This window comes from Sphingomonas cavernae, from assembly GCF_003590775.1.
GTDB lineage: Bacteria > Pseudomonadota > Alphaproteobacteria > Sphingomonadales > Sphingomonadaceae > Sphingobium_A > Sphingobium_A cavernae.
The window spans coordinates 940,520-961,520 of sequence record NZ_QYUM01000003.1 but is presented as its reverse complement, the minus strand read 5'-3'; the positions used below and the strand labels follow the sequence as shown (position 1 = coordinate 961,520).

Annotated in this window: 24 protein-coding genes; 14 read left to right on the top strand and 10 right to left on the bottom strand. The window is 64.3% G+C overall.

The features are described 5' to 3' along the window. Window positions 1-711 carry a response regulator transcription factor gene (locus D3876_RS12235; protein ID WP_119762547.1) on the bottom strand — a complete coding sequence of 237 codons (711 nt, stop codon included), beginning with the start codon at window positions 709-711 and terminating at the stop codon, window positions 1-3. A gap of 75 nt (window positions 712-786) precedes the next feature. Beyond that, window positions 787-1,236: a cupin domain-containing protein gene (locus tag D3876_RS12230; protein ID WP_119762545.1), complete on the bottom strand. Its 450-nt coding sequence runs from the start codon at window positions 1,234-1,236 to the stop codon at window positions 787-789. Between the two features lie 48 nt (window positions 1,237-1,284). Here D3876_RS12230 and dapE point away from each other — a divergent pair, with 48 nt between their 5' ends. After that, complete coding sequence (dapE, locus tag D3876_RS12225; protein WP_119762543.1) at window positions 1,285-2,418, top strand: succinyl-diaminopimelate desuccinylase; 1,134 nt, start codon at window positions 1,285-1,287, stop codon at window positions 2,416-2,418. Here dapE and D3876_RS12220 read toward each other — a convergent pair. The 4 genes from D3876_RS12220 to D3876_RS12205 form a co-directional block, all read right to left on the bottom strand. After that, a complete protein-coding gene (locus D3876_RS12220; RefSeq protein WP_119762541.1) occupies window positions 2,415-4,094 on the bottom strand; it encodes a putative bifunctional diguanylate cyclase/phosphodiesterase in 1,680 nt (559 codons plus the stop codon). The genes dapE and D3876_RS12220 overlap by 4 nt on opposite strands. Before the next feature lie 90 nt (window positions 4,095-4,184). Further along, window positions 4,185-4,739 (bottom strand): Smr/MutS family protein, encoded by a 555-nt coding sequence (locus tag D3876_RS12215; protein WP_119762539.1) that lies wholly within the window; start codon window positions 4,737-4,739, stop codon window positions 4,185-4,187. Further along, the gene (gene mltA, locus D3876_RS12210; protein ID WP_119762537.1) at window positions 4,714-5,937 is read right to left on the bottom strand and encodes a murein transglycosylase A; all 1,224 of its coding nucleotides are present in this window, start codon (window positions 5,935-5,937) and stop codon (window positions 4,714-4,716) included. Before mltA ends, D3876_RS12215 begins: the two co-directional genes overlap by 26 nt. A gap of 2 nt (window positions 5,938-5,939) precedes the next feature. Continuing rightward, window positions 5,940-6,593 carry a Tim44/TimA family putative adaptor protein gene (locus D3876_RS12205; protein ID WP_119762535.1) on the bottom strand — a complete coding sequence of 218 codons (654 nt, stop codon included), beginning with the start codon at window positions 6,591-6,593 and terminating at the stop codon, window positions 5,940-5,942. A gap of 223 nt (window positions 6,594-6,816) precedes the next feature. On the opposite strand from D3876_RS12205, the gene secB reads away from it, so the two are divergent. The 4 genes from secB to D3876_RS12185 all read left to right on the top strand — a co-directional run bounded on the left by secB (window position 6,817) and on the right by D3876_RS12185 (window position 10,690). Beyond that, a complete protein-coding gene (secB, locus tag D3876_RS12200; protein ID WP_119763797.1) occupies window positions 6,817-7,329 on the top strand; it encodes a protein-export chaperone SecB in 513 nt (170 codons plus the stop codon). Between the two features lie 29 nt (window positions 7,330-7,358). After that, window positions 7,359-8,915, top strand: coding sequence for a murein biosynthesis integral membrane protein MurJ (gene murJ / locus D3876_RS12195; RefSeq protein WP_119762533.1), 1,557 nt, complete (start codon window positions 7,359-7,361; stop codon window positions 8,913-8,915). Then, window positions 8,915-9,925, top strand: coding sequence for a tryptophan--tRNA ligase (trpS, locus tag D3876_RS12190; RefSeq protein ID WP_119762531.1), 1,011 nt, complete (start codon window positions 8,915-8,917; stop codon window positions 9,923-9,925). The genes murJ and trpS overlap by 1 nt, the downstream gene beginning before the upstream one ends. Before the next feature lie 96 nt (window positions 9,926-10,021). Continuing rightward, window positions 10,022-10,690 (top strand): DUF4136 domain-containing protein, encoded by a 669-nt coding sequence (locus D3876_RS12185; RefSeq protein ID WP_119762529.1) that lies wholly within the window; start codon window positions 10,022-10,024, stop codon window positions 10,688-10,690. 68 nt (window positions 10,691-10,758) lie between these two features. Here D3876_RS12185 and D3876_RS12180 read toward each other — a convergent pair whose 3' ends face one another. The 4 genes from D3876_RS12180 to mutM form a co-directional block, all read right to left on the bottom strand. Then, complete coding sequence (locus tag D3876_RS12180) at window positions 10,759-11,271, bottom strand: retropepsin-like aspartic protease family protein (RefSeq protein WP_182911998.1); 513 nt, start codon at window positions 11,269-11,271, stop codon at window positions 10,759-10,761. A 118-nt stretch (window positions 11,272-11,389) separates the two neighbouring features. After that, window positions 11,390-12,781, bottom strand: coding sequence for a chromosomal replication initiator protein DnaA (dnaA, locus tag D3876_RS12175; protein ID WP_119763795.1), 1,392 nt, complete (start codon window positions 12,779-12,781; stop codon window positions 11,390-11,392). Between the two features lie 418 nt (window positions 12,782-13,199). After that, the gene (gene rpsT / locus D3876_RS12170; RefSeq protein ID WP_119763793.1) at window positions 13,200-13,463 is read right to left on the bottom strand and encodes a 30S ribosomal protein S20; all 264 of its coding nucleotides are present in this window, start codon (window positions 13,461-13,463) and stop codon (window positions 13,200-13,202) included. A 219-nt stretch (window positions 13,464-13,682) separates the two neighbouring features. Further along, window positions 13,683-14,498 (bottom strand): bifunctional DNA-formamidopyrimidine glycosylase/DNA-(apurinic or apyrimidinic site) lyase, encoded by an 816-nt coding sequence (mutM, locus tag D3876_RS12165; protein ID WP_119762525.1) that lies wholly within the window; start codon window positions 14,496-14,498, stop codon window positions 13,683-13,685. A 145-nt stretch (window positions 14,499-14,643) separates the two neighbouring features. On the opposite strand from mutM, the gene D3876_RS12160 reads away from it, so the two are divergent. The 9 genes from D3876_RS12160 to D3876_RS12120 all read left to right on the top strand — a co-directional run bounded on the left by D3876_RS12160 (window position 14,644) and on the right by D3876_RS12120 (window position 20,979). Further along, entirely contained in the window at window positions 14,644-15,375 is a 732-nt protein-coding gene (locus D3876_RS12160) for a class I SAM-dependent methyltransferase (protein WP_119762523.1), read from the top strand. A 148-nt stretch (window positions 15,376-15,523) separates the two neighbouring features. Further along, a complete protein-coding gene (ubiB, locus tag D3876_RS12155; protein WP_119762521.1) occupies window positions 15,524-17,065 on the top strand; it encodes a 2-polyprenylphenol 6-hydroxylase in 1,542 nt (513 codons plus the stop codon). A 48-nt stretch (window positions 17,066-17,113) separates the two neighbouring features. Then, window positions 17,114-17,353 carry a type II toxin-antitoxin system CcdA family antitoxin gene (locus D3876_RS12150; protein ID WP_119762519.1) on the top strand — a complete coding sequence of 80 codons (240 nt, stop codon included), beginning with the start codon at window positions 17,114-17,116 and terminating at the stop codon, window positions 17,351-17,353. Then, the gene (locus tag D3876_RS12145; protein WP_119762517.1) at window positions 17,353-17,649 is read left to right on the top strand and encodes a CcdB family protein; all 297 of its coding nucleotides are present in this window, start codon (window positions 17,353-17,355) and stop codon (window positions 17,647-17,649) included. The genes D3876_RS12150 and D3876_RS12145 overlap by 1 nt, the downstream gene beginning before the upstream one ends. A 3-nt stretch (window positions 17,650-17,652) precedes the next feature. After that, window positions 17,653-18,873 (top strand): bifunctional phosphopantothenoylcysteine decarboxylase/phosphopantothenate--cysteine ligase CoaBC, encoded by a 1,221-nt coding sequence (coaBC, locus tag D3876_RS12140; RefSeq protein WP_119762515.1) that lies wholly within the window; start codon window positions 17,653-17,655, stop codon window positions 18,871-18,873. A 25-nt stretch (window positions 18,874-18,898) separates the two neighbouring features. Next, window positions 18,899-19,324, top strand: a complete 426-nt coding sequence (locus tag D3876_RS12135; protein ID WP_119762513.1) for a DoxX family protein — start codon at window positions 18,899-18,901, stop codon at window positions 19,322-19,324. Continuing rightward, entirely contained in the window at window positions 19,321-19,776 is a 456-nt protein-coding gene (gene dut / locus D3876_RS12130) for a dUTP diphosphatase (protein WP_119762511.1), read from the top strand. The genes D3876_RS12135 and dut overlap by 4 nt, the downstream gene beginning before the upstream one ends. A 100-nt stretch (window positions 19,777-19,876) precedes the next feature. Beyond that, entirely contained in the window at window positions 19,877-20,629 is a 753-nt protein-coding gene (locus D3876_RS12125) for a HesA/MoeB/ThiF family protein (RefSeq protein WP_119762509.1), read from the top strand. After that, window positions 20,608-20,979, top strand: coding sequence for a DsrE family protein (locus tag D3876_RS12120; RefSeq protein ID WP_119762507.1), 372 nt, complete (start codon window positions 20,608-20,610; stop codon window positions 20,977-20,979). The genes D3876_RS12125 and D3876_RS12120 overlap by 22 nt, the downstream gene beginning before the upstream one ends. The last annotated feature ends 22 nt before the right edge of the window (window positions 20,980-21,001 follow it).

Below are 21,001 nucleotides of genomic sequence, written 5' to 3'. Positions count from 1 at the left end.
TCAAGCCGCCGCCGAAGCGCTTTCCTTGGTATGTGCCCGCAGGCGATAGCCGATGCCATGCACCGTGAGCAGGAAACGCGGGGCCTTTGGCGTGGCCTCCATCTTCTCGCGGAGCTTGTGGATCAGGACGCGCAGATTGCCCTGGTGCAGCGGATCGGCGCTACCCCATATTTCGGTGACGATTTCATCCACCGTCACCGCGCGGTCCATCCGTGCCGCGAGGATGGTGAGCAGTTTGTGCTCATGCGTCGTCAGATAGACGACCTCACCGCCCACCGTGATAAGCGGCTGCACGGGGTCGATGGACAGCGTGCCGTTGTCGGCCGTGGGAGCCGTGCCGGCGGGCACCTCAGAGCGCCGGAGCGCCGCGCGGATGCGCGCAAGCAATTCGCCGGGAAGGAAGGGCTTGGGCACGAAATCATCGGCGCCGAGGTCGAGCGCGGCGATACGGTCGCTTTCGGTGTCATGGCCCGAAACGACGATGATCGGCAGATTCGATCGCTGGCGCAGTTGCTGCAACAACTCGCCGCCGCTCATATCCGGAAGCCCCATGTCGAGCAGCACGGCATCGATTCCACCCGAGTCGAACAACTCCGCCGCCGCACGGCCGGTCCGTGCAACGACGCTCTCGAAGCCTCCATATTCCAGAGTAGCCTCCAGAACATGGAGCAAGGTTGGCTCATCTTCGACGATGAGAACTCGATTACCCATTACGCACGCGGCCCTTCATTGCCGTTTTGTTATAGCACAATTGGCGCCATTGGCAGCACCGAAGTAACATTAGCGTCAGAATTCGCTTCCATCCTTGCGACGAAAGCCGCCGGCCGCGCTGTCGAGGTGCATGTCGATATCGGGATAGTGGCAATCGGTGGCCGAAGGACGCCCGATCGCCACGAACACGCAATCGGCCTCGCTCTCGTTGATGAGAACATGCCCGTTGCGGTCGTTCTTGGGAAAGGTCGCAACATCGCCGGGCCGCATCGGGTGGCGACCACTCTCGTCGACCAGCACCGCCTCGCCCGTAATCATCACCACCAGTTCATCTTCGCCTTCGTGCCAATGGCGCTGCGAGGACCAGGCGCCGGGCTTCAGCGTCACATGGCTGGCGCCGAAATCGACGATCCCGGTTGCGGGCGCCAGGCGGCGATACCAGCGGCCCTGAACCTTGTCGGCATAGACGGGCGGATAACCCGTCAGATTGATCTGCGGGATCGTCTCGAGCTCGAGCTTGGGCATGGTATCCTTCCGCTAGGCAAACGCATTCCGGCAAGCTAGTCGCAGCGCATGACCGCGTCCATCGACCCTATCGACCTCGCCAGCCGGCTGATCGCCGCCCCGAGTATCACGCCAGCCACAGGCGCGGTCTTCGATGTTCTGGAAGACGCGCTGGGCGCGATCGGCTTTACGGTCCACCGGTTCATCGCGGGTGAAGCGCCGGATGGCCCGGTCGAGAATCTCTTCGCCGCCCGCGGCTCGGGCGGTCCGCATTTCGCCTATGCCGGCCATCTTGACGTCGTGCCCCCGGGCGTTGGCTGGACGAGCGATCCCTTTATCCCCGAGATCCGCGGCGAGCTGCTCTACGGCCGCGGCGCGGTCGACATGAAGGGCTCGATCGCCGCCTTTGTCGCAGCCGCCGCGCGCTCAGCCGATCATCCGGGTACGCTGAGCCTGATCATCACGGGCGATGAGGAAGGCCCGGCTGTCCACGGAACGGTCGAGCTGATCGACTGGATGCGCGTAAATGGCCATCAGCCCGATCTGTGCCTTGTGGGCGAGCCGACGTCGGTCCACCGACTGGGCGACATGATCAAGATCGGCCGTCGCGGCTCGGTCAATATGTGGATCGAGGTCGCGGGCACGCAGGGCCATGTCGCCTATCCGCACATGGCCGACAATCCCATCCCCGCACTCGTCCGCATCCTGTCGCGCATCGACGTGATCGAACTCGATCAGGGCAATGACTGGTTTCAGGCGTCCAATATCGAAGTCACCGATATCGAGGTGGGCAATCCCGCGACCAACGTCATCCCCGCGCTCGCCAAGGCGCGGCTCAGCATCCGCTTCAACGATCTCCACTCGGGAGAGGCGCTGGTCGAACGCATCCGCGCCATCTGTACCGAGGAATCGCCAAACGCTTCGCTCGTCGCGCGCATATCGGGAGAGGCATTCCTGACCGAACCCGGCCGTCTGTCCGACATCGTCTCGGGTGCGATCCGCAGGGTCACCGGCTTGGTGCCCGAACTTTCGACGACCGGCGGCACGTCTGACGCGCGCTTCCTCTCGAAGCTGTGCCCTGTGGTCGAGTTCGGACTGTCGAACGCGACGATGCACAAGCTCGACGAGGCGGCCGCCATCGCGGACATCCACGCACTGACCGAGATCTTCGAGCTGGTGATCCGCGAGGCGCTTGCGAGTTAACCTGCGAGCGCGGAGCGCTCCGCGCGCGCCCAGTCGACGAATTCGTGCTCGTCCATCGGCGTCGCGATCACATAACCCTGCACCGCGTCGCAGCCGATTACCTTGAGCACGTCGAGCTGCTCGCGCGTCTCCACCCCTTCGGCGACAACCTTGTGGCCGAGGCCGTGGATCAGTTCGATCACCGCATGGATGATCGCGCGCGCCTGATCCGAAACCGCGATGTCGGCGATCATCGAACGATCGAGCTTCACGCGATCGATCGGCATGTCGCGCAGCCGCGAGAAGTTCGAATAGCCGGTTCCGAAATCGTCGATGGAGATCATCGCGCCGTCGCGGCGGAACGCAGCCATTTCGTGGAAAACAGCGTCGCCACAGGTCATGGCGAGCCCTTCGGTGATTTCGAGCTCCAGCAACCGAGCGGGGGCGCCGTGATGCTCCATGCGCTCTCGCAGCCGCGTGAAGAAGTCGTGCTGCTCGATCTGGCGCGGGCTGATGTTGATCGCCAGACGCTGTTCGATGCCGAAACGGTCCCAGCGCGCGATGGTCGCGGCCACCGCGTCGATCACCCAGTCGCCGATCTCGACGATCAGCGCGCTTTCCTCGGCAATCTCGATGAACTCGCCGGGCATGCGCGTGCCGTCTTCGGGGTGCTCCCAGCGCAACAGCGCCTCGGCAGTGGTGATCTCGCCGGTCATCAGCGAAATCTGCGGCTGGAACGCCAGTCGGAAATGCTCGTGCGTCAGCGCCTTGCGAAGATCCTGTTCGACCCGCAGACGCTCGCTCAGCGCATCGGCGAGCGCATCGGTATAGAACTGCGCCTGCGCGCGCCCGTTCGCCTTGGCGTGATACATCGCCACGTCGGCCGCTTTCATGAGCGTCGTCAGCGACCGCCCATGCTCCGGATAGATCGCGACGCCGATCGAGGCGCCCACGCGTATCGTGTGCCCCGAAAGCTCGATATCTTCGTTGAGCGCGTAGAGGATGCGCTGCGCGACGCGCCTGGCATCCTCGATCCCGGCGATATCGGGCAGGAACATCGTGAACTCGTCCCCGGCCAGCCGTCCGATCATGCCGGGAAAGCGGCCTTCACGACCAGCGTGCCGCTCGGCGGCAAGCACTGCGCGGAGGCGATTGGCGACCTTCGCGAGCAGATGGTCACCCTGGGCATGGCCGAGCGTGTCGTTGACGGCCTTGAAATTGTCGAGGTCGACGAAGAGCAGCGCGGAAGTGCTGGTCGCGGGCAGCTCGCCGATCGCGCGTTCAACGTCGCGACGAAAATTGGTCCGATTGGCAAGCGAGGTGACCGGATCGAACATCGCCAGATTGTGAATGCTGTCGAAGGTCGAACGTGTCTCGAGGAAAAGCGCGTCCATGCTGTCGGCTAGTTCGGGGAGGCATTGGCGCACTTCCTCGGGCGTGGGCGTCTCGAAGTCGCCATGCGCGGCTGCCGCGAGTCGCTTGATCGCGCTGTCAACCGCGTCGGCGACCGCGGAGAGCGCCTGATCGGCCGAAGCCCAGCTCATCACCGCACAGATGATCGCAACGATCAGCGCATTGGCCGCGGTGTCGGTATGGCTGGCCGTGCCTGCGCCCGCCAGCACCGAAAGGATGAACGCCCCGGCGCCCACGCATATGGCAAAAGCAATAGCGCGGCTCTTTAGCGATACGCCTTCCATGATGCTCCCACGCTCGTTCCCAGAACCGGAGCACCACCCCATTGGCCACCCCGATTAAGCTTTCCTGCCAGAATCTCGTTAAATTTGGCTTTACGCGGCGCAACGATCTCGTTTCAGGATGATGTACAGCGCGCCGGTGCCGCCATGGCGCGGATGCGCATTGCGGACCGTCGCGATATGCGCGGCGTGACGCGACGCTGACAGCCAGTCGCCAACGGCGGCGCGGATCACGCCACGCATCGGCCGCTCGCCGCGCAAATCGGCCCGCGGCGGTTTTCCGGTGATGAGCAGAATCACGCGCGCGCCACTGCGGACGGCGCGGTCAAGACTTGAATCGAGAAGCCGGTACGCTGAATCGAGCGTGTGGCCGTGAAGGTCGACGGCCATATCGGGAATGATCGCACCGCGCGTAAGCCTGCGGTCCCAGCTTCCGTCGAGCGTCTCGCCGATAGCGGGGCGCGGTTGGGGCGACGGCGGCGGGGACGGCGCGACAATGTTGCGGCCGCGCCTGGGCGCGATTGCAGGTTGTTCCGTAGCGGGCACCACCGGATCGTCCTTGGTGCGGACAGGCACAAGTGGCGTAACGCTTGCTATGACACGCGCCCAGAGCGCGCGCTCGTCAGCGTCGAGGCGTCGTCCCGCCATCGTCCCCCGCCCCCGCGATCCGCGCCAGCGTACCGCGCGGCAGAAAGATCAGTGCATCGCCGCGCGCGGACATTCCCCCCGCGATCGTGCGTGCATCCGCCCCGGCACCCCAGAATGTGTCGAAGCGATTGGCCCCCTTGATGGCGCCGCCAGTGTCCTGCGCCACCCATATGCCGGCGGTTTCGGCGCGATCGAGCGCAAGAAAGACCGGCGCGCCAAGCGGCACGAAAGCAGGGTCGGTCGCAACCGTTGCGCGCGGGGTCACGGGCAGGCCGAGCGCGCCCAGCGGCCCGGCTCCCGTCAGCTCGCGGAAAAAGACGACGCTCTTGTTCTCGCGCATCACCGCGCGGCCTTTTTCGGGATTGGCGCGCAGCCAGTCCATGATGCCCTGCATCCCGGCCTTGCCGCGCTGCAACTCGCCGCGGTCGAGCAGCAGCTTGCCGATGCCCGTATAGTCGCGGCCATTCTGCCCATCATAGCCGATGCGCATCACGCCGCCATCGGGCAGCTTGAGGCGGCCCGACCCTTGGATCTGCAGGAAGAAGAACTCGACCGGATCGGCCGCCCACGCGATTTCGAGACCGCGCCCGGCAAGCGCACCGTCCTCGATTGCGCCGCGGTCATGATAGGGCACAAGCGCGCCCTTCTCGACGCGGCCGCGGATCCGCTTGCCCTTGAGGCGGTCGCCGAACAGCGAGAGGTCGGCCTCAACCAGATCGTCGGGCTTCTTGTAGACAGGAACCGCAAAACCCGGTGCCGGTGTGCGCGCGCCCAGTATCTCGGGTTCGAAATAACCCGTGGCGAAGCCCTTGCCGTCACCTACGCGCACGCTCTCGAAATGCGCGCGAAAAAAGCCGGCAGCGTCGGCGTTCGACCAGCCCGGCGCAGCATCGCAGACGGCCTTCCAGTCATCTCCGCGCGTGAGTCCGCTCGCATCGGTGCGACGGATGAGCGAGGGGCAACTGATCCTGAAAGCGGCCAGCGCGCGCAGCGCCTGTTCGGGCGTGATCGCGAGCGTGGCGATCGCCGGGCCCGCCGACACGCCAAGCGCGTTCGCGTTGGCGGGCGGCTTGATTTGAGTCGGTTCAGCCGATGACGAGATTGGCGGTGATGACGGCGCAGCCGCTGGCGGCGGCACCGTCGCGCACGCGCCGAGCGCCAGCATCGCCAGCACCATCCCCGCCCGCTGGCGAAGCATCGTCAGGCGGCCTCGTCGGTTTCGACCAGCAGCCAGTTGGGATCGTCGGAACGGATATGACGACTGAATGTCCAGACGTCATGCGTAGGCACCGCATCGCTCAGCGAGCCCGCGATCACATTGCCATCACCGTCGCGCGTGACCGCTGCGATATCGGCGTCGAAGCGCACCGTGATGCGTGCCATCTGGCCGTCGAGTTCGGCATCCGAAATCATCGCGCGCTCGACCGCGACAAGCCGGTTGTCGAGCACATGCCCGGCGGCCTTGCGGTCGGCGATCGCCTGGAAAAAGGCGGCGCGGACATCGTCACCCGCCAGTTCGGCAAGCTGTGCCTCGTCGCCCGACCAATAGGCCTCGAGCACCATGCGATATGCGTATTTGGCGCCTTCGAGAAAGCGCGCCGGATCGAACGCGGAATCGGCCGCCATGATCGCCTTCAAGCCGCGCTGTGCAGCCGGGCCGATCGACGGGTCGCCGAGTACGCGGGCCTCGGGGCTGATATCGGTGACGGTGCCCGCGGCGGGTGGCGGGCCAAGGCGCTCCTCGGCCGGGCGCGGCAGCGGCTGCTGCTCATGCCCCGTGCGCTTGCCGAGCACGGCATAGAGCCGCAAGGCAAGGAAAACCGATACAAGCGCCAGGATGACAACCGTAACCACGCTACCTCCGTCCAGACCCGAACGCCCGATATAGGCGCTGGGAACCAGTGTTTCAAATCGCCGCCATACGCGCTGCCGATGGCAAAAGCGAGAGCGCACGGCATTGCCCCATTTGCGCGCCAGAGCGCGCAGCATTGCCCTAGCACGCGGCGGCTGCTAGTCGCCCGGCACGCTCCGCGCCGCGGTGCGGCACCATTTTTCAATTCGATCAAGGCAGGACATGATGGCCGAAGAACAAGGCACGGCGGAAACCGAAGCAACGCAGGCGAACGGCGCGGACAATCTTCCACAGGTTTCCATTATTTCGCAGTATGTTAAGGATCTTTCCTTCGAAAATCCCAACGCGCCTGCGGTCTATCAATGGCAGGGCCAGCCCCAGATTGACGTCCAGTTCAACATCGGCCCGCAAAAGATCGCCGACGACGTGTTTGAAGTGATGCTCAAGATCGACGTTCGCGCCGAAGCCGCGGACAAGGTCGCCTTCCAGGTTGAGCTCGCCTATGCCGGCCTCTTCGGCCTTCGCAACGTTCCCGAAGAGCAGCTCCAGCCCTTCCTGCTCGCCGAGGCGCCGCGCATCCTCTTCCCCTTCGCGCGCCGCATCCTTGCCGACGCCGTGCGCGATGGCGGCTTCCCGCCGCTGATGCTCGAGCCGATCGATTTCGGCGCGCTCTATATGAGCCAGCTTCAGGCGCAGGGCGATCAGCTCGCGGAGATCGAAACGGCGGGCCAGGCCTGACCCTTTCGCCTTCATAGGGGGATGCGCGCGTGAACCTCGTCAAATCGATGGGCACGATCGGCGGGCTGACCATGGTCAGCCGCGTGTTCGGCTTCGCGCGCGAGATGCTCATGTCGCGCATCATGGGGGCGAGCGGGGAGGCAGATGCCTTCCTCGTCGCCTTCCGCCTCCCCAACACCTTTCGCCGCCTGTTCGGTGAAGGCGCCTTCTCCGCCGGGTTCGTGCCGCTGTTCAGCCAGCGCTTTCACGGCCCCGGCGGAATGGAAGAGGCGAAAAAATTCTCCGAAGAGGTGCTCGCCTTCTTCATCCCGACACTGCTGGCCTTCACGCTGATCTTCGAGATCGCGATGCCCGCCTTTGTCTGGGCGATCGCCTCGGGCTACGCCGATGAGCCGCAGAAATTCGAGCTGACCGTCTTCCTCAGCCGGATCACCTTTCCCTATCTGCTGCTGATCAGCCTCGTCTCCTTCTTCTCGGGCATTCTCAATTCGTTGACCAAATTCGCCGCGGCGGCCTTCGCGCCCGCGCTGCTGAACGTCGCGATGCTCATTGCGCTGCTCGTCGTGCCGACCGGTGGGGCTGCGAGCGCAACCGCGCTTGCAATTGGCGTCACCGCGGGCGGCTTCCTTCAGCTCGCACTGCTCTGGAACAGCGCGCGCCGGGCGGGCGTGTCGCTGGCGCTGCGCAAGCCGAGAATGACTCCGGGGGTGAAGCAGTTCTTCGTTGTCGTCATCCCCGCGACGCTGGGCGCGGGCGTCTACCAGATCAGCCAGCTCATCGACACGTTCTTCGCGACGCGGCTGCCCGAAGGCTCGATGTCGTATCTCAACTATTCGGATCGCCTCAACCAGCTCCCGCTCTCGGTGATCGGCACCGCGCTCGGCACCGCGATCCTGCCGCATATCAGCCGCTTCATCGCCAAGGGCGAGCCCGAAGAGGCCGCCAAGGTGCAAGGCAATGCGGTCGACCTGTCTATGCTGCTCTGCCTCCCCGCCGCGCTCGCGCTGGCGGTGGTCGCGGGTCCGCTCGTGGCCGCGCTGTTCCAGGGCGGCAAGTTCACGGCGAACGACGCCTATATCACCGGCAACGTGCTGGCCATCATCGCCTCGGGCCTGCCCGCCTATGTGCTGGTCAAGGTCATCACGCCGGGCTTCTATGCGCGCGAGGACACCAAAACACCCGTGAAGACCGCGGGCGTGGTGCTGCTCGCCAATATCGCGCTCAACTTCGCGCTGATCCCGTCCTTTGGCATCTATGGGCTTGCCGCGGCGATTTCGCTCTGCTCGTGGCTCAACTGCGTGATGCTCTATGTGATCCTGAGCAAGCGCGGGCATTTCCGCATCCAGCCCTGGCTATGGGGCCGGATAGCCCGCCAGTTCGCCGCGGGTCTCGCGATGGTCGCGGCGCTCGCGGGCGTGCGCATGCTGCTGGGCGACTGGTTCGCTGGCTCGGTCGCCGAACGGCTTGCGGGCGTCCTCGCGCTCGTCGGCACCGGCGGCGCCGTCTATTTCCTCGTCGCGTTCCTCATCGGCGGCATGGACCGCGATGCGATCCTCGTCCTCATGCGTAAGAAAAAGGCAGTCTGATGCGCGTTCTTTCCGGAATCCAGACCACGGGGAATCTCCACCTCGGCAACTATCTGGGCGCGATCAAGAACTGGGTGAAGATGCAGGACGAGGGTGAGTGCCTCTATTTCCTCGCCGATCTCCACGCGATCACCGTCCATAATGATCCTGCAGCACTCCGGCAGAACACGCGCGAAATGGCGGCGGCGCTGATCGCCGCGGGCATCGATCCCGACAGGTCGATCCTGTTCAACCAGGCGCAGGTGCCCGCGCATGCCGAGCTTGCCTGGCTGCTGAACTGCACCGCGCGCATCGGCTGGCTCAACCGCATGACGCAGTTCAAGGAGAAATCGGGCAAGAACCGCGAGGGCGCGAGCGTCGGCCTCTATGTCTATCCCGTCCTCCAGGCCGCGGACATCCTGATCTATCAGACGACCCACGTTCCCGTCGGCGAGGACCAGCGCCAGCATCTCGAGTTGACGCGCGACATCGCGATCAAGTTCAACACCGATTTCGAACGCGAGATCTTCACGATCCCCGAGCCCTATATCGGCGCGACCGCGGCGCGGATCATGTCGCTGCGCGACGGCACATCGAAGATGTCCAAGTCCGATCCATCGGACATGAGCCGCATCAACCTGACCGACGACGCCGACATGATTGCGCAGAAGATCCGCAAGGCGAAGACCGATCCCGAGCCGCTGCCCGAAAGCCTCGACGGCCTGGAAGGCCGGCCCGAAGCGAAGAACCTCGTCAACATCTTTGCCGCGCTCGCCGAAAAGACGCCCGCCGAGGTGCTGGCTGAATATGCCGGCCAGGGCTTCGGCCAGTTCAAGCCAGCGCTCGCCGATCTTCTTGTCGAAACGCTCGCCCCCATCACCGCGCGCTTCAACGCGCTGCGTTCGGATTCGACCGCACTCGACGACCACCTCGCCAAGGGCGCTGAAAAGGCGCGCACGCTCGCGCAGCCGACGCTCGACGCCGCCTATGAGGCGCTGGGACTGGTCCACAGGACGAGGCGTGCAACCTGATCGACGGACCGTGCGTTCAATTCTTGTTCAGCCAATTTGACTTATGCGTGTAGGCAACTGAGTTTACACGCGCATAGGCAATCAAGGGCCCCGACAATGTCGATCCAACGCAAGATCATGTTCGCAATCGCTCCGGTGGCGCTGCTTGCGCTGGGCGGCTGCGCGACCAACTTCAAGGCGGACGTCAGCCGCTTCCAGGCGATGCCGGTGCCGCAGGGACAGACCTTTACCGTGGCTGCGCTCGATCCGGAGATGCAAGGCGGCCTCGAATTCTCGCAATATGCCGGGCTCGTCAGCGCCCGTCTGGCGCAGCTTGGCTATCAACCGGCCAGCGGCGGTGACGCGACACTGGTGGTCAAGCTCGACTACGGCATCGACAAGGGGCGAGAAAAGATCCGCAGCTATCCCACGGGCTATGGCGCAGGCTTTTACAATGATCCCTTCTACTGGGGTCCGTACCGTCGCTGGGGCCGCTACGGCTATGTCCGCGGCTTCTATGATCCCTTCATGTTCGGCGGCTTTGGCTATAACGATATCCAGAGCTACACCGTCTATACCAGCGACCTGAACATGGTGATCGAACGCAGGGCCGATGGCCAGCGCGTCTTCGAAGGCAAGGCACAGGCAGTGTCGTCGAGCAACAAGCTCACCTACCTCGTGCCCAATCTGATCGAGGCGATGTTCACGGGCTTCCCGGGCAATTCGGGCGAGACCGTCAAGATCACCGTCCCGCCCCCGCCCAAGAGCGAGGCGAGAGGCTACTGACGAAAAAAGCCCCGGCGATGCCGGGGCTTTTTTTTACCACCGCGCAGTGCAGTGGAGATGACCTTCCCTCACATGGCGGGCTTGCCCTGCAATGTCATGACGCCGTCCTCGATGACGATGCGCTCGAGCCTGGACAGGAAATTCTGCCCCAGCAGCGATACGTCCAGCGCCCCCTGATCGACATCTGCCTCGATATTGCTGACGAGTATTTCGCCCGCTTCGAGGCGATTGATGACAATCTCGGCAACCGCGGCATGGCCGTCGATCCCCTCGACATCGCCTGTGAAATCGGAGGCACGCAACGCAATGCCCGCCTTCTGCGCGTCAACAAGGCGCAGCACGGTGATCGTAGCCCCGGTATCGACAAGGAAACGGATCGGCACGCCATTGACCTTGGCGGTCAGGTAATAGGTCTGATCGTCCGCCAGGTTGACGCGCACGGCTGCGACACGCTCATCAACGGGTGCCGCAGCGGGCTTCGCGCCACCCTCGGCGTTGGCGAAATGGTTGATACCCAGCACGACCGCTATAGCCGCGAAGCCAAGCCCTATGCCGGTTCCTATGAGATGCTTGCCGTTCACTCCCGCCCCCCAACTCAGTGAATGGGATCAAGTACGTGAAGATTCGGGTGGGCAAAAGTGGCTGCATCAACCGACGCCGGCGCACCCGCTGGCGCGCTCTATCGATTGTGGGGCGCGCTCAGCCCTCGAGCGTGCGGATCAGCGTGCGGATGTCGTTGTCCATCTCGGCGTCGCTCGCGCGAAGCTTCTCGATCTGGCGAACGGCGTGGATCACGGTGGTATGGTCGCGCCCGCCGAATTTGCGCCCGATCTCGGGCAGCGAACGCGGCGTCATGCGCTTGGCGAGGTACATAGCGATCTGGCGCGGGCGGGCGATCGCGCGCGCGCGGCGGGCCGAAACCATGTCGTTCTGGCGGATGTCGAAATGCTGGCAGACGCGGCGCTGGATCTCGTCGATCGTCACGCGGCGCTGGCTCGCCTGGAGAACGTCGGCGAGCACTTCCTGCACGAAATCGAGGTCGATCGGCCGCGCATTGAGCAGCGAATAAGCAACCACGCGGTTGAGTGCGCCCTCGAGCTCGCGAATGTTGCTCGCGATGCGCTGCGCGAGGAACAGCACGACCTCTTCGGGGATGCCGGGGTGGCCCGCGGCCTTGCGGCGCAGAATTTCCAGGCGAAGCGCGTAGTCTGCAGGCCGGATATCGGCCACCAGCCCCATTGCGAGACGCGACAATATGCGCCCCTCGACGCCTTCAAGCGCCTGCGGGCTGCGGTCCGCGCCGATCACGAGCTTGCGGCCCGTGGCCATGATCTCGTTGACGGTGTGAAGGAACTCTTCCTGCGTCGAACCCTTGCCCGCGATGAACTGGACGTCGTCGATCATCAGCAGGTCAGCCGAACGCAGCCGCGCCTTGAAGCCCAGCGTATCGCGCGCGCGCATTGCGGAAACGAACTCCACCATGAACTTCTCGGCGGACATGTAGAGCACCGTGGAGCCAGGATTGCGCGCGGCAAAACCATGGCCGATCGCGTGCAGCAGGTGCGTCTTGCCCTGCCCCGTCGCGCCGTGGATGAACAGCGGGTTGAATGCCACGCCGCCCTCGGCAAGCACGCGCGCCGCATTGCAGGCTAGCGCGTTGGCCTCGCCCGTCACAAAGGTGTCGAAGGTGAAGCGCGGATCGAGCGTGCTTGTCTCCGACGACAGCACCTCCTCGACGGGAAGCGGCGCGTCCTTGGCTTCGATCTCCGCCGAATAGACCGCGGCACCGTCGATATTGTCGTTGGCGATGATCTCGACCGCACGGATTTCAGGGGCATGCGTGCGCCAGGCGAGCGCGAGCCGCTCGGCAAAGTGCGATTCGACCCAGCGTGCCATGAATGGCGACGGCAGCACCATCTCGACCGTGCGGTCCTCGACGCGGTATTTACCGAGCCGGATCGGCTTCAGCCAGTGATCGAAGGTCCTTGCGCCGCAATCGCGGCGCAGGCCGGCGCGAACGGCAGTCCAGGCGTCGATCAGCGTTCCCTGATTCGCCTCAACCGCACTGCCCAGCCTTTCGGAATCCGCCATCAGGTACACGCCTCGCCCCTTGCCCCACACGCCCCTGTTGGAGCGCCCCTTTTTGCACGCAACACTATATCCTGGCCGCAACTCATTGTTCCGACACGAAAAGCTACTGAAATCTGCTGCTTCGGCAAGCGATTCGACTCACCGGGAAGAGGAGTTTTACGGACGGAATCGGAGCGCGATCAAGGCCGCTCATGTCAAAATATTGAAATAAACCAGCTTGACTCAGGAATCCCGTGCGATTGCCCAAATCCCCTGAAATTATGAGGATTTTCTACTGGTTACAGACAGGCGCGCAATTAGTCGAAAGCGCGAATCGTGGACTAAGCTTGGGTTGTGACACGTAAGCGTAACAAAAATGAAATGCCCGCCAGACGCTTTGCGTCGGCGGGCATTGCAGCTCGTTCCCGAAATGGGTCAATCAGCCGAGGGCTGCGACCCGCTTCGTGAGGCGCGAGAACTTGCGCGAGGCGGTATTCTTGTGAAGGACGCCCTTGGAGACACCGCGAGCCAGTTCGGGCTGAACGCCGGCGAGAGCGGCCTTGGCTTCGTCCTTGTTGCCCGCGAGCAGCGCAGCTTCGACCTTCTTCACGAAGGTGCGGATGCGGCCGATACGGTTGCCGTTGATCTCGGCGCGACGGGTGTTCCGCCGAATGCGCTTTTTTGCCTGCGGCGTATTCGCCATCGTCAATGCCTCGTTTGCGAAAATGAACAAGGCGCGGAGTCGTCCGCGCCCGGAAAGCGGCCCCAATAACGTTGGTTCGTCCGATCGTCAACCAGCGGACCTCGATCGTTTCAGGCTAAAATGAGCCTGAAACGTGAATCGAGGTCCCAACTATTGAATAGAGCCTGATTCACGTTCTCGATTGAAGCGCCATGCGCTTCAATCTCCACCGACCAGGCTCTACCGTTGGCATTTTCCGCAGTAAAAGGTCGATCGGCCGCTGTCGACGCGGCGCTGTACCGAAGCACCGCACCCCGGGCAACCCTGCCCTTCTCGCCCATAAACGCGCCATTGCTTGAAGAAATAGCCGAGTTCGCCGTCGGGTCGCGCATAGTCCCTGAGTGTCGATCCCCCCGCCTCGATCGCGGCGGCAAGCACGTCCTTGATCGCGATCACCAACGAATCGAGCCGCTTGCGTGCGACCTGTCCCGCCGCACGCGTCGGCGCGATTCCCGCCATGTGGAGCGCCTCGCACACATAGATATTACCAAGCCCCGCCACGGTCCGCTGGTCGAGCAGCAGCGCCTTTATTGGCGCAACGCGGCCCTTGAAGACGCGCACCAGATGCGCCCCGTCGAAATCCGCGCCCAAAGGCTCGGGGCCCAGTGCGGCGAAGGGCGCGAAATCTTCGAGCGCCGCCGACTCGACAAGGTCGAGCGATCCGAATCGTCGCGGGTCGTTGAGCGCAATGCGCCGCCCCGCTCCGGTCTCGATCACCAGATGGTCATGGACGCCGATATCCTCGGGATCGACGCGCCAGCGCCCCGACATGCCAAGATGAAAGACAAGCGTGTCGCCCCGATCGGTATCGATCAGCCCGTATTTGGCGCGGCGCGAAAGCCCGGTGACCCGCGCGCCCGTGAGCCGCTGACGCAGATCGACGGGAATGGCGCGACGCAGATCGGCGCGGCGTGGCTCCACCGATGAAAGCAGTTGATCCTGCAGGACGGTTGCGAGGCCGCGGACGGTGGTTTCGACTTCTGGCAATTCTGGCATAAGAAACAGCTAGAGCGATTTCGAGCGGGTTGGAACCACCCGGCGGCTTGGAAATCGCGCAAGAGGGGTCTGGACTGGTTTTCATACGAAAATCAGTCCAGTCAGCGTTTGCCCCCGCAACAAGCCTTGGCTACAGGAAGCGCCCATGAGCGAGACCGTTTCCTTCGGCTATGAGAATGTCGACGCCAGCGAAAAGGCCAGCCGCGTCCGCGCGGTCTTTTCCAATGTCGCCAAAAGCTACGACCTGATGAACGACGCGATGTCGGGGGGCATGCACCGTCTGTGGAAGGACCGGTTTGTCCGCCGGGTGAAGCCGCGTGCCGGGGAGGCAATCCTCGACATGGCGGGCGGGACCGGGGACATCGCCTTTCGCATGCACCCCTCGGGCGCGCAGATCACGGTCTCCGACATCAATCCCGAAATGCTCACGGTCGGGATGGAGCGCGCGCAGAAGCGCAAGCTTGAAGGACTCATCTGGTCCGAACAAAATGCGGAAACGCTGACCTTTCCGAGCTCGAGCTTCGACGCCTACACGATCGCCTTCGGCATCCGGAACGTGACGCATATACAACAGGCGCTGGGCGAGGCGCACCGCGTGCTCAAGCGCGGCGGTCGCTTCTTCTGCCTCGAATTCTCGACCACGCTCTGGCCGGGCTTCGCCGAGGTCTACGACAGCTATTCGCACAAGCTTGTACCAAAGCTCGGCAAGGTGCTGGCGAAGGACGAGGACAGCTATCGTTACCTGATCGAATCGATCCGCCGTTTTCCGGATATGCCAGGCTTTGAACGCATGATCGGCCAGGCCGGTTTCGTCCAGACACGCGTCGAGCCGCTGCTCGGCGGCCTTGTCGCCATCCATAGCGGCTGGAAGATATGATGCGCCTTGGCGCTTCATATCCCAGCGAAGGCCGGGATCCAGCGCGACGGGAAACTCTGGACCAGCATCGGGTTGAACATGCCCCGCATGTTCAAGGATCGCCCGGGGGACGATCCGACCCGATACTCCTTCGCCGGGGTACATCTGCATGACCCACCCCGTCGTCCACACCTGGCGCCTGCTCAAATGGGGACGGACGCTCGCACGTCACGGCGCGCTGCGCGGGATCGAGCGCGATCCACTGACCCCGCCGCGCGTGCGCCGGCTGATGCGGCTCGCGCGTTTCGGCGCGCGCGTCCCCAAACAGCCCAATTATTCCGAGGCCTTTCAGGCAATCGGCCCTGCCGCGATCAAGCTCGGCCAGTCGCTCGCGACGCGCCCCGATCTGGTCGGCGAGCACGCGGCGATGGACCTGCTGCGTCTGCAGGACGCACTGCCCCCGGCCCCCTTCGAACTGATCCGGCAGAGCATCGAGGAATCGCTGGGGAAGCCGATCGAGGCGCTGTTCCAGAGCATCGATCCCGATCCCGTTGGCGCAGCCTCGATCGCGCAGGTCCACAAGGCGGTCACGACCGACGGACATACGGTAGCGGTGAAGGTGCTGCGCCCGGGAATTGAGGAAGAATTCGCCGAGGCGCTTGAGACCTATGAATGGGCGGCTGCGCAGGCCGAGGCGATCGGCGGCGAGCTCGCACGGCTGCGCCCGCGCCTCGTCATCGCGACCTTCCGGCAGTGGACGCTGCGCGAGCTCGATCTGCGCCGCGAGGCTGCATCGGCCTCCGAACTCGCCGAGGCGATGGAGGCCGAGCCGGGCTATCATGTCCCCGCGATCGACTGGCAGCGCACCGCACGGCGCGTGATGACGCTCGAATGGCTCGACGGCATCAAGCTTTCGAAGCGCGAAGACCTGATCGCTGCGGGTCACGACCCCAAGGCGATAGCGGGGCGTCTTGTCCGCGCTTTTCTGCGCCAGGCGATCTCGGAAGGGTTCTTCCATGCCGATCTCCACCAGGGCAATCTGTTCGTTCTCTCCAACGGCGATATCGGCGCGATCGATTTCGGCATCATGGGCCGGATCAACCGTCAGGCGCGCGTCTGGCTTGCCGAAATCCTCTATGGCCTGCTGACCGCGAATTACCGCCGCGTCGCCGAGATCCATTTCGAGGCGGGCTATGTCCCGCCGCACCACAATGTCGACGAGTTCACCACCGCGCTGCGCGCAGTCGGCGAGCCGATCCGCGGGCTTCCCGTGAAAGACGTCTCTATCGGCCAGATGCTCGACGGGCTCTTCGCGATCACGCGCGATTTCGACATGCAGACCCAGCCGCACCTGCTCCTCCTCCAGAAGACGATGGTGATGGTGGAGGGTGTCGCGCACTCGCTCGATCCCGACATCAACATGTGGGAAACCTCCGGGCCCTTCGTTCAGGAATGGATGCGCACCGAGCTTGGGCCCGAGGCCGCGATCGCCGACCGGCTGATCCTCGATTTCCGGACGCTGCGCCGGCTTCCCGACCTGATCCGCCGCATCGAGGCCGAATTCCCGCCGCTGGGCGCCGCGCCTCCCTCCCCGCCGCTCAAGGAGATCGAGGTGATCCGCATCGGCGGCGGCTGGCGTTACGCGGTGGTGGCCGTGCTGGCGGCCGCGGCCGGCGCGGCCGCGGCGATGGCGCTTTCGGGTTGGGCTTGACCCAAACGCCTATGCGCATATCTTATGCGCATAACTGACGAGGACACCATGGCCCGCACGAATGCCGCACAGAAGCGCGCAACCAATGTGTCGCTCAGCGCTGAACTGATCGAGGAAGCAAAACGACTCAACGTCAACATTTCCCAAGCCTGCGAGCGCGGGCTGGAGGAACAGGTGGCGAAGACTCGGGCAGATCAATGGCTGGAAGAGAACCGCGAGGCGATCGAGTATTGGAACGGCTATGTTGAAGAGCACGGCCTGCCGCTCGCGCGTTATCGTCGGTTCTGATGGCGCGGTTCGATGTCTACACAGCGCCGGACGGCTCTGGCTATCTGCTGGATTGTCAGGCTGATCTCCTCGGCGATTTTGACACGCGCTTCACGGTGCCGCTGCTGCCCGCCTCGGGCGCCAAGGCGGCAACGCGCCTTCACCCGATATTCGATGTAAATGGCGAGAAAGTCGTTATGGTAACGCAACTTGCCTTGGCGGTCCCCGTGAAAATTCTGGACAGGCCGGTTACCTCGCTGGCTGATCGACATGGTGAAATCATGAACGCGCTGGACATGCTGTTGACGGGTTATTGAGCTATGCAAGGCAAACGGATCCTCCTCATCGTCGGCGGCGGCATAGCTGCCTACAAGTCGTGCGAACTCATCCGTCTGATCCGCAAGGCGGGCATGTCGGTGCGCTGCGTGCTCACCGATGGCGGCGCACAGTTCATCACGCCGATGACGCTTGCGGCGCTTTCCGAACAACCCGTCCACACCAGCCTGTGGGATCTCAAGAACGAGGCCGAGATGGGGCATATCCGCCTTAGCCGCGAGGCCGATCTCGTTATCGTCTGCCCCGCCACCGCCGATCTGCTGGCGAAGATGGCCAATGGCATTTCGGACAGCCTTGCCGCGACGCTGTTGCTCGCGACCGACAAGCGCGTGATGGCCGTTCCCGCGATGAACGTGCGCATGTGGGGGCATGCCGCCACGCAGCGCAATGTGAAGCGACTGCGCGATGACGGCGTGATCGTGCTCCATCCCGACGAAGGTCCGATGGCGTGCGGCGAATTCGGCCCCGGCCGCCTTCCCGAGCCCGAGGCGATCATGGAAGCGATCCGCGCGCATTTCGGCGGCTTCACCGCGCCAGCGAAGCCCAAAGCATCGCTGCCGCTCGCCGGGCGCCATATCCTCGTCACCGCCGGCCCGACGCATGAGCCGATCGACCCCGTGCGCTATATCGCCAACCGCTCGTCGGGAAAGCAGGGCTTTGCGATTGCGGGCGCGCTTGCGATGCTTGGCGGGCGCGTGACGCTCGTCTCCGGCCCCGTCGATCTCATCACCCCGGCGGGCGTAGACCGGATCGATATTGAGACGGCGCGCGAGATGGCGACCGCCGTCGACAACGCACTTCCTGCCGATGCCGCGGTGATGGTCGCCGCGGTCGCCGACTGGCGCACCGAGGCAGCGGCAGAAACCAAGATCAAGAAGGCTGAGGATCAAACCGCCCCGACGCTGACGCTCACCGAAAATCCCGACATCCTTGCCACGCTCGCGCGCTCCGACAAGCGCCCCCGTCTGCTCGTCGGCTTTGCCGCAGAGACCAATGACGTGCTCGCGCATGCCGAGACGAAGCGTGCGCGCAAGGGCGCCGACTGGATCATCGCCAACGATGTCTCGGGTGACGTGATGGGAGGCGACCGAAACCGCGTCCATATCGTGACCGGAAACGGCGTCGAGAGCTGGGACGACCAGCCCAAGGACGTCGTCGCTATGAGGATTGCCGAACGCATCGCCGCTGCGCTCAAGGAGGATTGACGGGCGCGACAAAGGGGGAAGACCGATGAACCGTGACCTGCTGCTGCTCACTCCGCTTGCCCGTTTCACCGATCTCGCGCTCCTTGCGCTCCGCTGGCTCACCGGCAGCTTCCTGATCTACGGCGTCTGGGACAATATCGCCAGCGCCGGGCGCATGGCCGAGTTCGTCGGCTTCCTGAAGGTCAACAATTTCGCCGCGCCCGAATTCATGGCGCCGCTTTCGGTCTGGGCGCAGTTCCTGATCGGCATCGCGCTGATCCTCGGGATGTTCACGCGCTGGGCCGGGCTGCTGCTCGCCTTCAACTTCATCGTCGCCGTCGTCATGGTCCACTGGAACCAAAGCTTTCGCGAATGGTGGCCCGCAATCGTCCTCGTCGGGCTTGGCTTGCTCTTTGCGACTCAGGGCGCGGGCCGCTATGCCCTCGATACGATTCTCGAAAGGCGAAAATGACCATCTCGATCGCGCTCAAGCGCCTGCCTCATGGCGAGGGCCTGCCCCTCCCCCACTATGCCACCGAACATGCCGCGGGCATGGATATCGTCTCGGCCGAGGACGTGACGCTCGCCCCCGGCGGCCGTCATGCTGTGGCTACCGGCTTCGCGATCGCTATCCCTGAGGGCTATGAGGTGCAGGTGCGCCCGCGCTCGGGGCTAGCGCTCAAGCACGGGATCAGCATGCCCAATACGCCCGGCACGATCGACGCGGATTATCGCGGCGAGATGAAGGTGATCATGATCAACCACGGCAGCGAGTCCTTCGAGGTCCGCCGCGGCGAACGCATCGCGCAGCTCGTCCCCGCAAAGGTCCAGCGCGCTGTCTTCGCCGAGGTCGAGGAACTTGACGACACCGCGCGCGGCGCGGGCGGCTTCGGCTCGACGGGCGTCCACGCGCTCCAGGGGTAAGGCACACCGTTCATCCCGAGCGTAGCCGAGGGACGTCAGCACAAGCGTCAGACGTGTCTCGACTTCGCTCGACACGAACGGGTATGAACCGGATCGCGTGATGAACCTCTCCGACACCCAGCTTGACCGTTATGCCCGCCACATCATCCTCAAGGAGATTGGCGGACAGGGTCAGGCGAAACTGCTGTCCGCCCATATCGCGCTGATCGGCGCGGGCGGGATCGGATCGCCCGCGATCCAGTATCTCGCCGCCGCGGGCGTAGGCCGGTTGACGCTGATCGATGACGACACAGTCTCGCTCTCCAACCTTCAGCGCCAGACCCTGTTCGCCACCGCCGATATCGACCGCCCCAAGGTCGAGGCTGCAGCCGACGCCGTCGCGCGCCTGACCCCCGATGTCGCGCTGACGCTCCGGCAAGAGCGCATCACCACCGACAATGCCGAAATGCTGCTCGCCGGCGTCGATGTCGTCCTCGACGGCTGCGACAATTTCACGACGCGCCTCGCCGTCGCCGACGCCGCGCTCAAGCTGCGCATCCCGCTCGTCTCAGCCGCGGTCGGCCAGTTCGAGGGGCAGCTCGCCACCTATCGCGGTTGGGAGATCGACAAGCCCTGCTATCGCTGCTTTGTGGGCCATGATCCCGACCGACCCGATGTGAGCTGCGCCGATCAGGGCGTGCTCGGCGCGCTGACCGGCGTCATGGGCAGCCTCGCCGCGTTGGAGGCGATCCGCGCGATTACGGGCTTTGGCGAGGACAGCGCGGGCAAGCTGCTGCTCGTCGACGCGCTATCGTTCCGGTTCCGCACGCTCAATTTGCCAAAGGATCCCGGATGCCCGGCATGCGCGGCCTGACCATCATCGTCACCAGCGCAGATCCGTCGTGCTTTCACGCGGCGCTCTCGATCGCAGCCGCCAATGCCGCGACCGATGCACCCACGCGCGTCTATCTCCACGCCGATGCGGTCGCGCTGGCCGCTCCACCGCATGTATGCCCCGATGATGCGCGCTATGCTGCGGCTGGCCTTCCCACGCTCGCGCAGCTTGTCGAGGAATGCGGCGCAATGGGCGTCCGCCTGATCGCCTGCCAGACGGGCCTAGCGCTCGCATCTCTCGACGCCGAAGCACTCGGCCCGGACATCGAGGCGGGCGGGCTCGTCGGCCTGCTCTCATCGCTCGGCGACGACAGGCTGGTGACGATTTAAGCGCCCCAGCCCGCCGTCCCGG

Bases quoted from the DNA above. Each gene is read 5' to 3' on its own strand.
- D3876_RS12235 (WP_119762547.1), bottom strand. From the start codon at position 711: ATGGGTAATCGAGTTCTCATCGTCGAAGATGAGCCAACCTTGCTCCAT.
- D3876_RS12230 (WP_119762545.1), bottom strand. From the start codon at position 1,236: ATGCCCAAGCTCGAGCTCGAGACGATCCCGCAGATCAATCTGACGGGT.
- dapE (WP_119762543.1), top strand. From the start codon at position 1,285: ATGACCGCGTCCATCGACCCTATCGACCTCGCCAGCCGGCTGATCGCC.
- D3876_RS12220 (WP_119762541.1), bottom strand. From the start codon at position 4,094: ATGGAAGGCGTATCGCTAAAGAGCCGCGCTATTGCTTTTGCCATATGC.
- D3876_RS12215 (WP_119762539.1), bottom strand. From the start codon at position 4,739: ATGGCGGGACGACGCCTCGACGCTGACGAGCGCGCGCTCTGGGCGCGT.
- mltA (WP_119762537.1), bottom strand. From the start codon at position 5,937: ATGCTTCGCCAGCGGGCGGGGATGGTGCTGGCGATGCTGGCGCTCGGC.
- secB (WP_119763797.1), top strand. From the start codon at position 6,817: ATGGCCGAAGAACAAGGCACGGCGGAAACCGAAGCAACGCAGGCGAAC.
- trpS (WP_119762531.1), top strand. From the start codon at position 8,915: ATGCGCGTTCTTTCCGGAATCCAGACCACGGGGAATCTCCACCTCGGC.
- D3876_RS12185 (WP_119762529.1), top strand. From the start codon at position 10,022: ATGTCGATCCAACGCAAGATCATGTTCGCAATCGCTCCGGTGGCGCTG.
- dnaA (WP_119763795.1), bottom strand. From the start codon at position 12,781: ATGGCGGATTCCGAAAGGCTGGGCAGTGCGGTTGAGGCGAATCAGGGA.
- rpsT (WP_119763793.1), bottom strand. From the start codon at position 13,463: ATGGCGAATACGCCGCAGGCAAAAAAGCGCATTCGGCGGAACACCCGT.
- mutM (WP_119762525.1), bottom strand. From the start codon at position 14,498: ATGCCAGAATTGCCAGAAGTCGAAACCACCGTCCGCGGCCTCGCAACC.
- D3876_RS12160 (WP_119762523.1), top strand. From the start codon at position 14,644: ATGAGCGAGACCGTTTCCTTCGGCTATGAGAATGTCGACGCCAGCGAA.
- ubiB (WP_119762521.1), top strand. From the start codon at position 15,524: ATGACCCACCCCGTCGTCCACACCTGGCGCCTGCTCAAATGGGGACGG.
- D3876_RS12150 (WP_119762519.1), top strand. From the start codon at position 17,114: ATGGCCCGCACGAATGCCGCACAGAAGCGCGCAACCAATGTGTCGCTC.
- D3876_RS12145 (WP_119762517.1), top strand. From the start codon at position 17,353: ATGGCGCGGTTCGATGTCTACACAGCGCCGGACGGCTCTGGCTATCTG.
- coaBC (WP_119762515.1), top strand. From the start codon at position 17,653: ATGCAAGGCAAACGGATCCTCCTCATCGTCGGCGGCGGCATAGCTGCC.
- D3876_RS12135 (WP_119762513.1), top strand. From the start codon at position 18,899: ATGAACCGTGACCTGCTGCTGCTCACTCCGCTTGCCCGTTTCACCGAT.
- dut (WP_119762511.1), top strand. From the start codon at position 19,321: ATGACCATCTCGATCGCGCTCAAGCGCCTGCCTCATGGCGAGGGCCTG.
- D3876_RS12125 (WP_119762509.1), top strand. From the start codon at position 19,877: ATGAACCTCTCCGACACCCAGCTTGACCGTTATGCCCGCCACATCATC.
- D3876_RS12120 (WP_119762507.1), top strand. From the start codon at position 20,608: ATGCCCGGCATGCGCGGCCTGACCATCATCGTCACCAGCGCAGATCCG.